The following is a 13,845-nucleotide window of genomic DNA, read 5'->3' on the forward strand; positions in this document are numbered from 1 at the left end:
GATGAATCCTCCTTAATACATCGAATCGATAATTAATTTTATTTCCTCGACGGAAATCTTTCCTTGAATATCACAGTCACACAGGCCATCGAGCCATGTTGCGACCGTCACATCTAAATTGGTAAAAATGTAGTGAATGATACCGTCACGTTTATATTCCAATGGAGCACCTGCGCTCTTTTCGTAATTTCGCGTCAATTCAGTAAGAGGTTGATTATAAAGAACAAACGTTAGCAGTATCGCTTCTTTGCCGCGTTTGTACTGCACCGCTAAAATTTTGCTACTCTGTGCATCGGCAACTTGTAGGTTGTCGAATACAAATCCGTTTGGCATCCAATCGGGAGCACTCGGTTGCGTGATACCCAATTCGTCGAGTGCTGTCTGAAGGAGGGTACTACCTCCGCTTGTAGGACTGTCCTGCGAGGATTCCATAGATCTGGGCATGTTCACCGTTGATACAACTGTTTTGCGGAACAAGTCGTCTGTGAAGTCTACTACCACGTTTAAAATGTTGATTTGAAACGCATAGGCGACAAACGTGTTCACGAGCAGCAACGCCACGATCAGCGTCGCAACTGTTGCGAACCGCCTGCCTGCCTTGTGCCATGGAAAGTGATCTCCAAACCGCGTCCGGCTTGCTTGTGGATTGAGGCCATCGCTGCAACTTTTGTGTTCGCGCGGGTGCATGACATCTTCGAGGCGGATGGGCAGTTCGTTTCCGTGGCGGTCCAGCAATCCCGTCCAGAATGCGATGCGTTCCGCTTTGCGCTGTTCGTCTGTTTTGTTCTCTTTGCGTTTGATGATCGCCAGAATCTCAAGAATTTTTTCAGTATTGGAAGCATCGTCCAATGGCAGCAGTGTGTCGTCAGCCAATATAGCTTGTAGCTCCTCAATCGTCTTTTTCTCAAGTTCAGCGGTAGAAAACTGACGATTCACCGGGAAACACCTCCCTCCTACACTATATATCCCGTTTCGGAGCGGAATTCTTGCATCGCGTGGAAAGAAATTTTTTAAGCGCCTTCGTCCTTCAAGAACTTGGAAATCTTTGCCTTGATACGCGATACGGCGGAATCAATTGTGCCGGGCCGCAACCCCAAAAGCTTGGCGATTTCTCTGTGCGGATAACCTTGCTCCTTCAACCTGACAATGCGAATCTCCTGTGGGGTCAACACTGACAAAAACGACATCTCATCGTCTGCCGGTTCAAACAACAACACTTGATCCGACGCATTGTCTGCCAGCGGCTGCGTCATTTGCTGATCATCAGCCAATGCACAGTAATATTTATGCAGGTAGTTTTTGAGTGCGTTCATCAGCCACCCCTGCGGATTGGGCGAAGCAATCACACGGTCAATCTTTTCCCACGCGATGAGATAAACATCTTGGACAATATCCAGTGCCGCCGAAGAGTCTGACACTTTGATCCGTGTGTAATTGAGCAGGAGATCATACATCTCGTCAACCAATTCTTGATAAAACGTCGCTTCCGCTGTTTGAAAAAGCTCCATCGATTGCTCCCTCCCCCGCAATTGACTGTTCGGAACGCATCCATTGTATACCACTGGGAGGGTTTTGTCAATCTGATTTATGTTTTGTCATACAAAACTCCGTCGCGCATGAAAAGTACACGTTTACAAGATTTTGCGACGACAGGATCGTGTGTGATGATAATGATTGTATGACCAATTTGATTCAAGACCGTAAATAATTGCATAATGTCGTTTGTAGTTTGTTCGTCTAAAGCGCCTGTGGGTTCGTCAGCCAAAATAAGTTTTGGTTCGTTGATAATCGCCCTCGCTATCGCCGTGCGTTGTTTTTGACCACCTGACAACGACCAGACATACTGATTTGCAAGCTCGGATATACCAACATTTTCCAACGCTTTTTTTGTTCTTTCTTTCATGACTGCCTTGCGGATTCTTTTCCCGAACATAAGTGGAGTCATCACGTTTTGTAACACAGTATATTCTTCTATCAGCGCAAAATCCTGAAGGACTATACCCACTTGACGATTTCTGATTTTGCTGTATTCTTTATCACTCAGTCCGGATATAAGTCTGTCATCCAACCAATATTCACCCTGTTCAGCGGAATCGATACAAGCGATGATATGTAATAGTGTAGATTTGCCAACACCGGATGGCCCAATGATAGCAATCATTTCTCCTTGCACGATATCCAAACAAAGAGAACGCAATACTTTGACCTCATTGCGCTTGTTTTTGTTGTACGTTTTACAAATATTAATCAATTTTATCATGCCATTACCAACTTTCTTTAATATATTTAATCGGCGTCTCTTTTTTGCGTATGTAAATCTGGGCCAGCAGAGCAACCATGATGGTCGCGATCAGAGTTACGAAGGTTGCTGTTAGGTTCAAATCATTGAGAATTACAACATCCATCGGCAGCATATCCGAAGTTTCGTTAAAACGGAAGAATGCAGCCATCAATAGACAGACTCCGGCCACTTGGAATAGCATGTAAAGGATAAATGCCTTCAGATGTGAGGCCCACCGCATGCCAGATATGTAGTATATTGAGACAATGCGCATATGACGAATAGAATTCAGGACTGTCAAACACAGAGTTGAGACAAGACCTACGAAAAAAATAGATATAATCATTGGCGCCAAGGTCTTGACGTGTATCATAAGTTGATCTTTGGATTCGATTCGAGCATCTTCCAATTGAACGAACCACGCAATATCTCGAAACTCCTCAACGATTCTCTTTCTAATTGTACCGTCATCTGTGTGGAAATAAACCAACGCGCTATTGTCTGCAATGGTATCAAATTCATAAGGAATATCAGCCTGATTAAATAGGAGCAATGGGTACGGATTGCTTTCCCCATTGTTTATAAACATGTGTTCGAGTCTTGGTTTGTTGGATGCAGCGGCGAATTTTAATATATTTGCATTCCTATTGATGATTCCAACCACTTGAAATTCAATGACATGATTGTCTATGGTAAGAGTGACAATGTCTCCCAATGTATGATCTGAATAAGTCACACATGGGATATAAGAACTCGCTGTATCGGTGTACCATGTCCCGTCGACGAGTGAATTTGCGAGGGTTCTCGATGTTGTGTCGCCCAATGCGTATGCCTCATATTCTTCACCATTACTCGCTCGATAATGGGCGCCTATCGGTTGTTCGAATGTGATTTCTGATTTGTATTTATCTAGTAAATGTTCCAATTTGTCGCCACGGCGTTCGCTGTCAAATAGAGAAGGCATATACATATAGGTGTCGTCACCCGAAAAATTGTCTGTGATTTTCAAAACATCAGAGAGGGCATTGTATTTCCCTATTAGGAAATTGGCAAGTATGATTGTGACAGACAACTGCATCATCATAATGCTTGACAATATCAGACTTTTTACAAAAAACCTAAGAGCAATTTTTACACATGCCATATCTCATTACTTCCTTTTTAATTCAAATGGGGTTTTGCGAAAGAAATGAACAAGTTGATATAAGAGGACAAAAAGTATAGGCGAGGTGTAGCCTACGTAAAGGAAGAAATATTGTTTCACATTGATGACATGATAGTAGAATTCATCGAATGCATGAAAAATATTAAAAAGGACAAATTTTGAGAATAGCGCACAGAGGAAGAATGAAACGGTGACGATGATAAAAATTTCGGACAGATATAGACCGATCAATTTGGGCCTGCTACAACCTAAAATGTGAAATATAGCTTGTTGTTTCTTGCGCTTCTCCATGATACTGATGTATATATAGGAGAGATTGAGTATCCCCAAAAGAATGATGGAGAAAAATATAATATAATCCACTGACAGCGCTCCGTTGATGGGAGGGATTGGAATCTCAATTTGTTCAGTTTGGAAAATGCGTTTGATGTTATTGACAAGCATTTTCTTCGAGTCTTCTTTCAAGTTATGCACCACGACAACCACTACTTGTCCAATGCGTTCTTTCACCTTCAATGTTTGATAGGGAATTTCGTATGCATCAATGCTGGAAATGCCTATAACCTGAAATTCTTCATCTTCTATACGATATGTTTGCCCAATATAATCAGCGCCATTTGGCGTGTTCGTGGGAATCAATATTTGATTTGCGGCGGTGTCATCAAAAAAACGCCCGAGTTGCACTTTGAAGAGCATAGATGATTCGCCAAAATAGTCGGACAATATAGTGTCATTATTGTTTCTAAAAGTCACAAAAATTCTTTGGATATCAGAACGGTGTTCTTTCAACAATGTTTCAAGCTGATTGTCAATATCAGAAAAGTTTTCAGATATAGTATAAGAACGTTCTTTTTCAATATAATATCTGCTCTCTAAATTTGATGTCAAATAATAATTATATACGACGATTGTTCCAGTGACAGTGAAAAATACTACCAACACGATCATCATAAAATACAATGGCATCTTCTTCACCAATGTCTTGAGATTTAGAAACAATAACACTGGAATCATCCCTTTCGACTAGGTTTCATATTATACGACTTAAAATTGCAGGATAAAATTACCCTGCAATTTTAAATTCTTGTTTAAGCGATGTTATGAATTTTTGAATGTGACTTTTCCAGAAGATATATTTTCGGTTAGTACGATAGAGAAAGCGCTTGCCGCTTCCCACAAAGTTCCATTGAGGGAAGTTGAACCATTTGCTGTGGTTGCCAGAGATATCGAATGAGTCACACCATTAGAATGTGAAATCTTAAGCTCCCCGCTGGCCTGATAATTACCGCTACCAGCAAAACTCACAGATACTTTATCAGGAGTAAAAGTGCCTCCTTTGGTAAACTTTGGGTCGATGCTACCAACTTGTGTACTTCCATTGGAAGTATACCAAATGCCTATCCAACTCTGGCTTTGACTTACCGAACCAGTGTATACATTACCCGAACGGTAAGCCCCCAGTGCCGAAACCGAAATTGCGAGGATTGCAACAGCAAGCAAGCGAGGAATTAGTCGACGAAGCCTTTTTGGCATAGCTTTGACACGCACCTTTCATATAATTTTTAATTGGACATCTGTGCTGTGAGTATTAACAAGTTATATCATACGAAATGCCTTACTACTTGTGGTCAGAACAATTCGCACAGTCAAACCACCTCTTTCTCGCAGTAAACTTTGCATACCGTTGCGACTCGGCCACAGCGGACTGCTCGCCGCATAGGTTGCTCCTGTCTCTGGTGAGGGCTCCCACTTACGTCGTCAGGCCAGGAGGTGCCGATGTGCAAGCGATGAATGCGGCGCTGAATTTGTCTCTCTGCCATATATATCCCATTTCGAGGCCAAATTCTTGCAGCTTCCGCAAAAAAATTTATTTTCCGCCTGTAAGCGCGGTTTGACCTGTGCGGGCGGGTTTCTCTCGGCACAAAAATGTGCCGCCCCCAGACGAGAAGCGTGACCCGAGCGGCCAAGCCGCCTGGGTCACGCTTCTCGTTATATTACACCAGTTCCTCCACGGTGTGGCCGATGGTGCGGAGGGTGCGACCAGACCGGTTGCGGGGAACCCGCTTTCGGTCCGCCGGGATGAGCGCCGTCGCGGGCGCCGCGTCCCGCCACATATTAGTATCGGAACGTTTGCCAATGCGCTCCATGACAGTGACAGAAAACACTGACCCTCCTCCAGCATTATGTCCGGAGGAGGGTCAGTATGAGTCATGTTACACCAAATCCTCCACGGCGTGACCGATGGCGCGGAGGGTGCGGCCGGCTCGACTGCGGAGAATCCGCTTCCGGTCCGCCGGGATGAGTGCGGCCGTGAGCGCCGCGCCGACGGCGGCGCCCACGCCGACCCCTTTCAAAAATCCGGACGTTTGCAATCCAAGTACCTCCCTTGGCAAAAAATCAGGGCCGCGCCGGCGGCCCCAAACAGTACGGCCTGTTACATATTGTGGAATACCCACAATATGTAACAGGCCGTGGAAGAACAAAGGAGGACCGCCATTAGTATGACCAGAACCTGTGGCAAACAACAGCGGAAATGCATGCCAAACGGCCATGCGACGCGCCCCAAATTTTAAAAACGGGAAATTTTGGAGAGGCTTGTCGCCGCGCTGCGGCAGCGCGCCGCCTGCCGGTCAGCCGACGCTGACGGTGACGAGGTGGGTCAGACCGTTGTCGTTGGCGCGGATGGTGACGAGGGCGGTGCCGGCGCGCAGGGCGCGGAGACGGCCGGTCTCGTCCACGCTCACAATGGACGGGTGGGAGGAGGTGAATGTGTACGCGGCGGCGTCGGTCGCGAAGTTCAGCTGTGCGGCGCCCTTGATGCGCAGCGAGATGCGGGCGCTGCTGTGCGCCCGGACGTAAGTCGTCGGGATAAGCGCCGCCGCCGCTACGTCGTTTGTCGACACGTAATACGTCTTCCCGCGCTGCCAGGCGGCGCGGGAGGGTAGGGAGACGGAGAACGCGCCCGTCTCATCCGCCGTGATCTCCCGGAAGGCGTCCAGGTTCGCGTAGTTCGGCGCCGCGTCATAGGCGCCCAGCAGCGTGATCCGCGCGCCCGGGGCATACCCCGTGCCTGTGACCGCGACGGTCCGCGACGCGCTGTCCGGCGCGGCGGCGACGGCCGGATTCGGGTTGACGGCGGGGTAGGCCCGGGCCAGAGAGAACAGCGCCAACGCGACGATCTCGGAAATGGCCTTGTTCCGGGGCCGGCTGTAGTTGACGTCGAAGGTGTCGCCGGTCTTGTGGTAGAGAGTCTCAAAGCTGGTGCCCTTGCCGTTGCGCCGCCAGTCATACTCCACAGCGTTTTTCATGTTGGGGAAATTGTTGCCGGCCCGCGTGGCCTCCTGAACAAAGGCGTAGTGATCGGTGGTCGTGTCGTAGCAGATGTTGAAGTAGTCCATGTCGAAACCGATTTTCAGCGCCGCCAGGTACGAGTGGTTGAAGATCTCGTATTCCTGTGCGACGGCGACAGCCTCCGGCAGGTCCATCAGCCGGTCGTTGTTGGTCGGCAGCGTGCGCTCCAACGTCTGCAGCCGCGTGTCGCTGATGTTCAGGAACATGTGGATGCAGTCGTCCTGGTTTGTGGCGATCATGTCCATGTTGTAGTTCGCGACGAAATTGGCCCGGTCCTCGTCCGTCATGTCCGCACAGAAGCGCCGGGCGCCCGTGAGGCCCGTCTCCTCGGCGTCGAAGCAGATAAAGACGAGGTTGTAGTCAAACGGGACGTCCCGCAACGCCCGCGCCAGTTCGACGACCATGATGACGCCCGACGCGTTGTCGTTCATGCCCGGCGTGCTGAGCTGCGAATCGAGGTGGGCGGTGATATAGACGTTCTTCTTGCTGCCGGTGGCCGAGGGGAGGACCGCCACAACGTTTTTGCCCTGCGAGGAGGTGTCCATCGTCACAGTGAGCGGGGTGTCGGCGCTGAGATCGGCCAGTACGGCGTGCGTCTCGTTGTAGAGGAGCGTCCCGACGGGGATCGTGATCGGCGGGTTGGTAATCGGCGGGTCGGGTTCGGACGCAACCGTGTTGCCGATCCGGCTGTAGGAGGTGTTGCCGTCGTCACGGGGGCGGAAGTACTCAAAGAGGACGGCGCCCGCGCCCGCGGCCTGGAGCGCCCGCGCGGCGGTGTAGTACCGCGCCGCGTTCGGTGCGCCCTCGCCCTCCATCGTGACAAACACGGCTTTCCCCGCGTAATCGGCGCCGGCCGGGACGGTCAGATTCTGCCCCACATTGGCCCACGACACCACAGCCGCGCCCGTGAGGGGCAGATCGACGTCCCGGATGGCCCGATAGACGGTGTTTGTGTTGTAGGTCGGCCCATAGAGGATGTACTTCTTGCCAAACACCTCGAGGCTCCCATTGACATAGGAATTCACGACGCCGCTGGCGTTTTGCGTGATAAATTCGTGCACATAGGGCGCATACCCGGCCTCGGTGAACTCACGCAGCAGGTAGTCCACCGTCATGTCCCGCCGAAACGAGGCGGTGTAACGGTTGCCGATGCCCTCGGTGAGCTCCACGGCCATCCGCTCCGCGTTGTCGTAGTCGATCCGGGCCAGGAACGCCGCCTCCAGCGGAGTGAGGGTGGGCGTGAGGGTCGCGGTAAACGCGCCGGCGGGGAGAGTCAGCAGGGAGAACATCAGAGCGAGGGCCAGCAGGGCCGACAACAGTCGTTTGCGTCTCTTCATGGAACTTCCCTCTCTTTCTTTTGTGCGGCTGATTTGCTCTCTTCTCAACTTCTATATCATCAACGGGGCTCCACCGGAGCCCCGTTGCCCACATTATGCTGCGCGGCCTTTGTCCCCCGCCGGTCTCAGATCACCGCCTGGAGGAAGGTGCGCAGGCGGTCGCTGCCGGGGTTGTCGAAGAGCTGCCTGGGCGGGCCCTCTTCGACGATCCGCGCCGTGTCCATGAAGATGACCCGCTCCGCCACCTCGCGGGCGAACCCCATCTCGTGGGTGACGAGCACCATCGTGTGGCCCGCCGCCGCCAGCTGGCGGATGACGCGCAGCACCTCACCCGTGACCTCCGGGTCCAGGGCCGAGGTCGGCTCGTCAAACAGCAGTACGGAAGGGCGCATCGCCAAAGCCCGGGCGATGGCGACGCGCTGTTTCTGCCCGCCGGAGAGCTGACCGGGATAAGCGTCGGCCTTGTGTTCAAGCCCCACGACGCGCAGCAGCTCCATCGCGCGCGCGCGCACCGCCGCCGCCGGCTCTTTTTTGATCCGGATCGGCGCGATGGTGATGTTTTCGAGGCAGCTGAGGTGCCCAAACAGGTTGAAATGCTGGAATACCATGGCCGTGCGCAGGATGAGACGGCGGATCTCGGCCTCTTTCCGGTAACGTGCCCGCCCCCCCGCGTCCGTCTCCGCCAGAGGCTCGCCGTCGATGGCGACGCGGCCGGAGTCGATGAGTTCCAGGTGGTTGAGACAGCGCAGCAACGTCGATTTGCCGGACCCGGACGACCCGATGATGGCGACCTGCTCGCCCGACTTCACCCGGAGCGTCACATCGTCCAGCGCCGGCACCCCCGCATATGTCTTGACAATATTTTCCATCTCTACAATGTATCCCATGCGCAAGTCCTCTTTCTTCCAACCTCAAATCTAAAAACCCAAAATCTAACAATCTGGCGGTTCTGCGGAGCCGCCCCTAGACGGCTTCCTGCTCATGCCGGGAAAAACGCCGTTCCAGGCGGCGGTAGAGCATCGTCAAGATAAGCGTGACGATCAGGTAGGCGAGCGCCGCCAGCAGATAGCCGGTGGTGTTGCTGTCTCGGTTGGCCGCGTCCTTCGCCACCTTGAGCAGTTCGGGGACGGCGATCACGTTGACGAGCGCCGTGTCCTTCACTAGGGTGATGGTCTCGTTCGACACCGGCGGGATGATCCGACGGATCGTCTGCGGGATGATGATCTGAAACATCGTCTGCCCGCGTGTGAAACCCAGCGTCTTGGCCGCCTCGTACTGGCCGCGGTCGATCGACTGAATGCCAGCCCGGTAGATCTCTGAAAAATACGCCGCGTAATTGAGCGTAAAGGTCAGAACCGCCGCCGGAAAACGGTCGAAGCGTAAAAACAGCCAGCCGGTGTTGTTGGCGATGATGCCGAGGCCATAATAAAAGAAGAAGAGCTGGAGCATCAGGGGCGTGCCGCGGAACACCCAGACGTACAGCTTGCACAGAAGCCGAAACGGCGGGAACCGCGAGATGTTTCCCAGCGCGATCGGAAGCCCGAGAGGCACCGCCAGCAGCACCGTCAAGCCGAACAGTTTGAGGGTCTCTACCAGGCCGTTTAGCAGCGCCGGCCCCAATGTGACGGTATAATCAAAAAAAGACATCGATGTCCGTACCGCCTTTCCGCGCCGAGACGCCCGGCGCGGTCAAATCATCTCCGCGGCCAAAAGAAGAAGGCCCGAGCGCCCCGCCGCGGGAGAGGACGCCCGGGCTCGGAGGTCAGATGTCCAGTAATAGATCTTCGCCGAACCAGGTGCTGCCGATTTCGGCGCCCTTGCCGCTCGCCTTCACGGCCCGCAGGGCCTCTTCGACCTGTGCGCAGAGCTCGGTGTCCTCCTTGCGGAAGCCGATGACATAGTAGTCGTCGCCGAAGTCGACGGAGGCGACGTTCAGCTTCACGGCGAGTTTGCTGTTTTTGTACTGCCCGAGCACCTCGTCGACGATCATCACGTCGATGCGGCCGGCTTGCATGTCAAGGATGCACTCGTCATATGTGCGATACTCGGACAGGTTGGCCTCGATCGACGGGTAGACAGGGTCGCCCTGAACGACTTCCAGCGCCGAGGACTCAGCCTGCGTGCCGATCTTGAAATCCGAGAGCTGTTCTTTCGAGGTGATCTGCACGTCGGGGTTTGTCATGATGACGATGCGGTTGTTCAGGTAGTTCTTCGAGAGGGTCATGCTCTCTTCGCGCTCCGGAGTCCGGGACATGCCGTTCCAGATGCAGTCGATGTTGCGGGAGGAGAGCTCCATCTCTTTGGCGTCCCAGTCGATCGGCTGGAAACGGATCTTGACGCCCAGTTCCTCGCCCACGGCGTTCGCGAGGTCGATGTCAAAGCCGACCAAGCCGCCGGCTTCGTCGCGGAATCCCATCGGGGCGAAGGTGTCGTCGAGCCCGATGATGAGCTCGTCCGGGAGATCGGCTTTCGGCCCCGCAGGGGCGCACCCGGCTGTCAGAGCCAGGCAGAGGACAAAAGACAGCAGACAGGCAATGCGTTTCATCGTTTCCACTCCAGACTTTCAAAAAATAGGAAAAACGGAAAAAATGCAAAGAGACAAAAACGTTTACGGCGTCGCCCCTTTGCACCCATTATTCTACTATAGTGTGACAGGATAAGTCAAGAAAGAAATGAGAAAATTTTCAACCGGCCGCCGGCTGATCGGCGGCGCGCGACCGGCCTGTGCAGTCTGATGGGCCGGAACTTGCAAAGGGGCGCCAAAAGAGGGCGCGCCGCATCACGTGTTCTGAAACATCGCTCTGCGGCGCGCCCTCTGGTCTCCCGCTGGCTTTAAGGGTCTGTCGGGAAATAAAGAGTGCAGTTGGCGCAGCAATTTTGTGTCCCGGCAAGGCGCCGGGTTCCGCGAATACTTGTAGTATTCAAGGGTTCCGGCAACGCGGCCGGAGCGCAAAAGGGCAAGTCAAATGTACAGGTTATTTTTCGACAGACCTAAGGCATGGAAAGCACGCCCCAGAACGCCAAGTCGCCTGTCGTGCCCTCCTCAATCCGCGTGACCCACTTGCCGTCGGCGTCGTACCACGCGAAACCCTCGTACGCAGGCGACGGCGCTTTTAGAGAGATCGGCGTGTCAATGATGGTGTAGGTCGTCGGGTTCGGATTCGGTATGTGCTCGCCGCTGAGCATATGATAGGTGATGGTGTAGACGTTCGGCTTGTTGGGGTTGTCGGGCCCGCCGTCGCCCCACTTGGCCCAGTAGTCGTGCTCCTCTGCGGCGCCCGCCTCAATCTCCGTGACCCGCACCGTATAGCCCTCGTCCGCGTACCAGCCCGCGAACGTATACCCGGGCCGGCCCGTCAGCGCCCCCAAGGGCAGCGGCGCGCTGAGGATCGTGTAGGTCGCCGGATTCGGGTTCTCCGCGCCTTGTACGTTGTGATAGGTGACCGTGTAGACGTCGGCGCCGCTCCATTTGGCCCAGAGGACACGGTGGCCCGTGCCGCCCGCTTCGATCCGCGTGACCGGCGCCGTGTAGGCGCTGTCCGCGTACCAGCCCTCAAACGTATACCCGGCGCGCGCCAGAGGTTTCAGCGAGCGCGGCGTGTCGATGATGGTGTAAGTCGTCGGGTTCGGGTTCTCCGCGCCGCTCACGTTTTGGTAGGTGATCGTGTACGTATCCGGCTTGTTGGGGTTGTCGGGCCCGCCGTCGCCCCACTTGGCCCAGTAGTCTCGATCTTCGAGACCGTTCGACTCAATCCCCGTGACTTTCACCGTGTAGCCCGCGTCCGCGTACCAGCCTGTGAACGTGTAGCCGGGCCGGCCTGTCAGCCCCTGCAAAAACACCGGCGTGTCGAGGACCGTGTAGGCCGCCGGGTTCGGATTGCTCACACCGCTTACGTTGTGGTAGACGACGTGATATTCGATAGGCTGGTCGTAGTGATAGGCGAGAGTCAGATCCCCGACCGGCATCGGGAGGAAATACTCATATGCGACGCCGGGGACGATCGCGATTCTGCCGTCGATCCTGCCGTTCACTTGGTCGATGAGGTCCGGCATGGTCGTCGCGGAGAGATCCCACGTGACCACTTGATTGTCGATGACCTCAGATCCCGTCAGCGTGATGGAAGTCAGCGCGAAACCCGCGAAATTCTGCGGGGGGAAGTTGAGCTGGAAGGGGGGCGGGATGGGCGTTTGATACAAATTGATAGGCCCTATCACCGTCGGGGCGGGCCGCTGCGCCGGCGGGATGGCGCCCTCGTACGCCACCGCCAGCCGGCTCACGCCGTACACCACGATGGGCACGTCAAAATTCTGCACCTGGGGATTGCCGTCGACGTCCATGTAGGACAGCGTCGTCGTCCCGTTGGTGGGCAGGGGGGTGTTCTTGCTGGCCTCCGGGTCGGCCAGCCGCACGCGGTACGTGAGCGTTGCCGTCCCGTCCACGTGGCTTGCCAGATCCCAGACCAGTGTCGGCTTCCCGCTGCGTATCTCCAAGACCACCGCGCCCTGAGAGGCCGTGACGTAACTGTCCACCGCGCCCGACGCGGGCAGGGCCGCGCCCGTCACCGACCGGAACACAAAGCCGTCTCCCACGGGGTCCACCACGATACCGGCCTGAACGCCGGCGACGATGATCGCTTCCACGATGTCCGCAAACACCTGGGAGACGTTTGCATCGGTGGCCGCATAATAGCCGGCGTTTTGAATCTCTTTCAGCAGGTTGGTCGCCGCCGTGGTGGTCTCCAGCCCGATGGTGATCAGTCTGCCGTCTGTGTGCTCCGCGTGCGTCTTGTAGTTGTTGGCCGAGGTGCGTGCGGCGCTGGTGTTGGTGGCCTGGCCGTCCGTCAGCAGCACCAGATATTTCAGGCTGTAGACGCTTGTCCGCGCGGAGTGATAGAGTTCGTTGTGGGCGTGGTCGATGCCCAGATTCATATAGGTGGAGCCGTTGGTGGCGGAGAGCGCGTCTATGATGGCGCTCTTTGCGGCTTCGACCCCGTCCGCGGCGAGAGCGCCGGCATTGCGGACATTTGTCAGCGCCAGCACCAGTCTGGACGATGTGGCGTTGTTGGAGGCGAACTGCACGACGCCGATCCGGACCCGCCCCAGCAGTCTTTCGTTGGAAGAAAGTGCGTCGACCATACCGATGGCGGCCGCCCGCACCGCGTTGCGCCGCGTGACCGTCATGGAGTCGGATCTGTCAAGCGTCAGCATGATGTCCAGATCGACGGTCGGCGTGTAGGTCTTCGAATCGCTTTGGATGGCCAGCGTGACCTCCCATTCGTCTTCGCTGAGGCGGACGGCCGTTTTTTCCAGCCCGATCGGGTCAACAATAACGCTCAGCGACTCATAATACGCCTTTATCGTCTGTGTTCCCGGCACGTAGAAACCCTCTGTCGGCTGGTTGGCCACACGGCGGTATCCCTCCACCGGAGGGAAGGAGATGGAGAACGGCTGGCCGGGCCAGCTGTAACCGCGATAATCCGCCAAGAGGTCTCGCATCGGGACCTCCGGCTGGGTCGCTGTCGCCGCCGTCCAGTATTGGATGACGTAGCGGCCCACTTCTGCCTTCTCAATATTGGAAATTACTTTTCCTGTAAATGAGAAGTCGGCCAAAGTGTTGGCGCTTCCGTCGTACCCCGAGACGCTCAAATTGGTGAACTTTCCGTTCGCGGCGGTGGTGCCGGTGATCGTGAGGGGAGAGGCGTCCCAGTTGG

General features: G+C 54.6%; 13 protein-coding genes. All 13 read right to left on the reverse strand.

What is annotated here, in order from left to right:
* Positions 1–12: 12 nt before the first annotated feature.
* The gene (locus LBK75_00855; protein ID MDR1156846.1) at positions 13–936 is read right to left on the reverse strand and encodes a DUF4367 domain-containing protein; all 924 of its coding nucleotides are present in this window, start codon (positions 934–936) and stop codon (positions 13–15) included.
* Positions 937–1,010: 74 nt separating this feature from the next.
* Complete coding sequence (locus tag LBK75_00860) at positions 1,011–1,508, reverse strand: sigma-70 family RNA polymerase sigma factor (GenBank protein MDR1156847.1); 498 nt, start codon at positions 1,506–1,508, stop codon at positions 1,011–1,013.
* A 77-nt stretch (positions 1,509–1,585) separates the two neighbouring features.
* Positions 1,586–2,260: an ABC transporter ATP-binding protein gene (locus LBK75_00865; protein MDR1156848.1), complete on the reverse strand. Its 675-nt coding sequence runs from the start codon at positions 2,258–2,260 to the stop codon at positions 1,586–1,588.
* 4 nt (positions 2,261–2,264) lie between these two features.
* Positions 2,265–3,425 carry a hypothetical protein gene (locus LBK75_00870; GenBank protein ID MDR1156849.1) on the reverse strand — a complete coding sequence of 387 codons (1,161 nt, stop codon included), beginning with the start codon at positions 3,423–3,425 and terminating at the stop codon, positions 2,265–2,267.
* A gap of 6 nt (positions 3,426–3,431) precedes the next feature.
* Positions 3,432–4,397, reverse strand: a complete 966-nt coding sequence (locus LBK75_00875) for an ABC transporter permease (GenBank protein MDR1156850.1) — start codon at positions 4,395–4,397, stop codon at positions 3,432–3,434.
* Between the two features lie 147 nt (positions 4,398–4,544).
* Positions 4,545–4,979, reverse strand: a complete 435-nt coding sequence (locus LBK75_00880) for a hypothetical protein (protein MDR1156851.1) — start codon at positions 4,977–4,979, stop codon at positions 4,545–4,547.
* 461 nt (positions 4,980–5,440) lie between these two features.
* Complete coding sequence (locus LBK75_00885; protein MDR1156852.1) at positions 5,441–5,611, reverse strand: hypothetical protein; 171 nt, start codon at positions 5,609–5,611, stop codon at positions 5,441–5,443.
* A gap of 48 nt (positions 5,612–5,659) precedes the next feature.
* The gene (locus LBK75_00890) at positions 5,660–5,818 is read right to left on the reverse strand and encodes a hypothetical protein (protein ID MDR1156853.1); all 159 of its coding nucleotides are present in this window, start codon (positions 5,816–5,818) and stop codon (positions 5,660–5,662) included.
* A 258-nt stretch (positions 5,819–6,076) separates the two neighbouring features.
* On the reverse strand, positions 6,077–8,134 hold the full coding sequence (locus LBK75_00895; protein ID MDR1156854.1) for a Zn-dependent exopeptidase M28: 2,058 nt from the start codon (positions 8,132–8,134) through the stop codon (positions 6,077–6,079).
* Positions 8,135–8,259: 125 nt separating this feature from the next.
* Entirely contained in the window at positions 8,260–9,003 is a 744-nt protein-coding gene (locus LBK75_00900; GenBank protein MDR1156855.1) for an amino acid ABC transporter ATP-binding protein, read from the reverse strand.
* A 94-nt stretch (positions 9,004–9,097) separates the two neighbouring features.
* Positions 9,098–9,781 (reverse strand): amino acid ABC transporter permease, encoded by a 684-nt coding sequence (locus LBK75_00905; GenBank protein MDR1156856.1) that lies wholly within the window; start codon positions 9,779–9,781, stop codon positions 9,098–9,100.
* 115 nt (positions 9,782–9,896) lie between these two features.
* Positions 9,897–10,679 carry an amino acid ABC transporter substrate-binding protein gene (locus LBK75_00910; protein MDR1156857.1) on the reverse strand — a complete coding sequence of 261 codons (783 nt, stop codon included), beginning with the start codon at positions 10,677–10,679 and terminating at the stop codon, positions 9,897–9,899.
* A 446-nt stretch (positions 10,680–11,125) separates the two neighbouring features.
* The coding region (locus LBK75_00915; protein ID MDR1156858.1) for an InlB B-repeat-containing protein at positions 11,126–13,845 on the reverse strand (2,720 nt) is incomplete at its 5' end.

It is taken from the genome of Oscillospiraceae bacterium (assembly GCA_031265355.1).
In the GTDB taxonomy this organism is placed as follows: Bacteria; Bacillota; Clostridia; order Oscillospirales; family UBA929; genus JAIRTA01.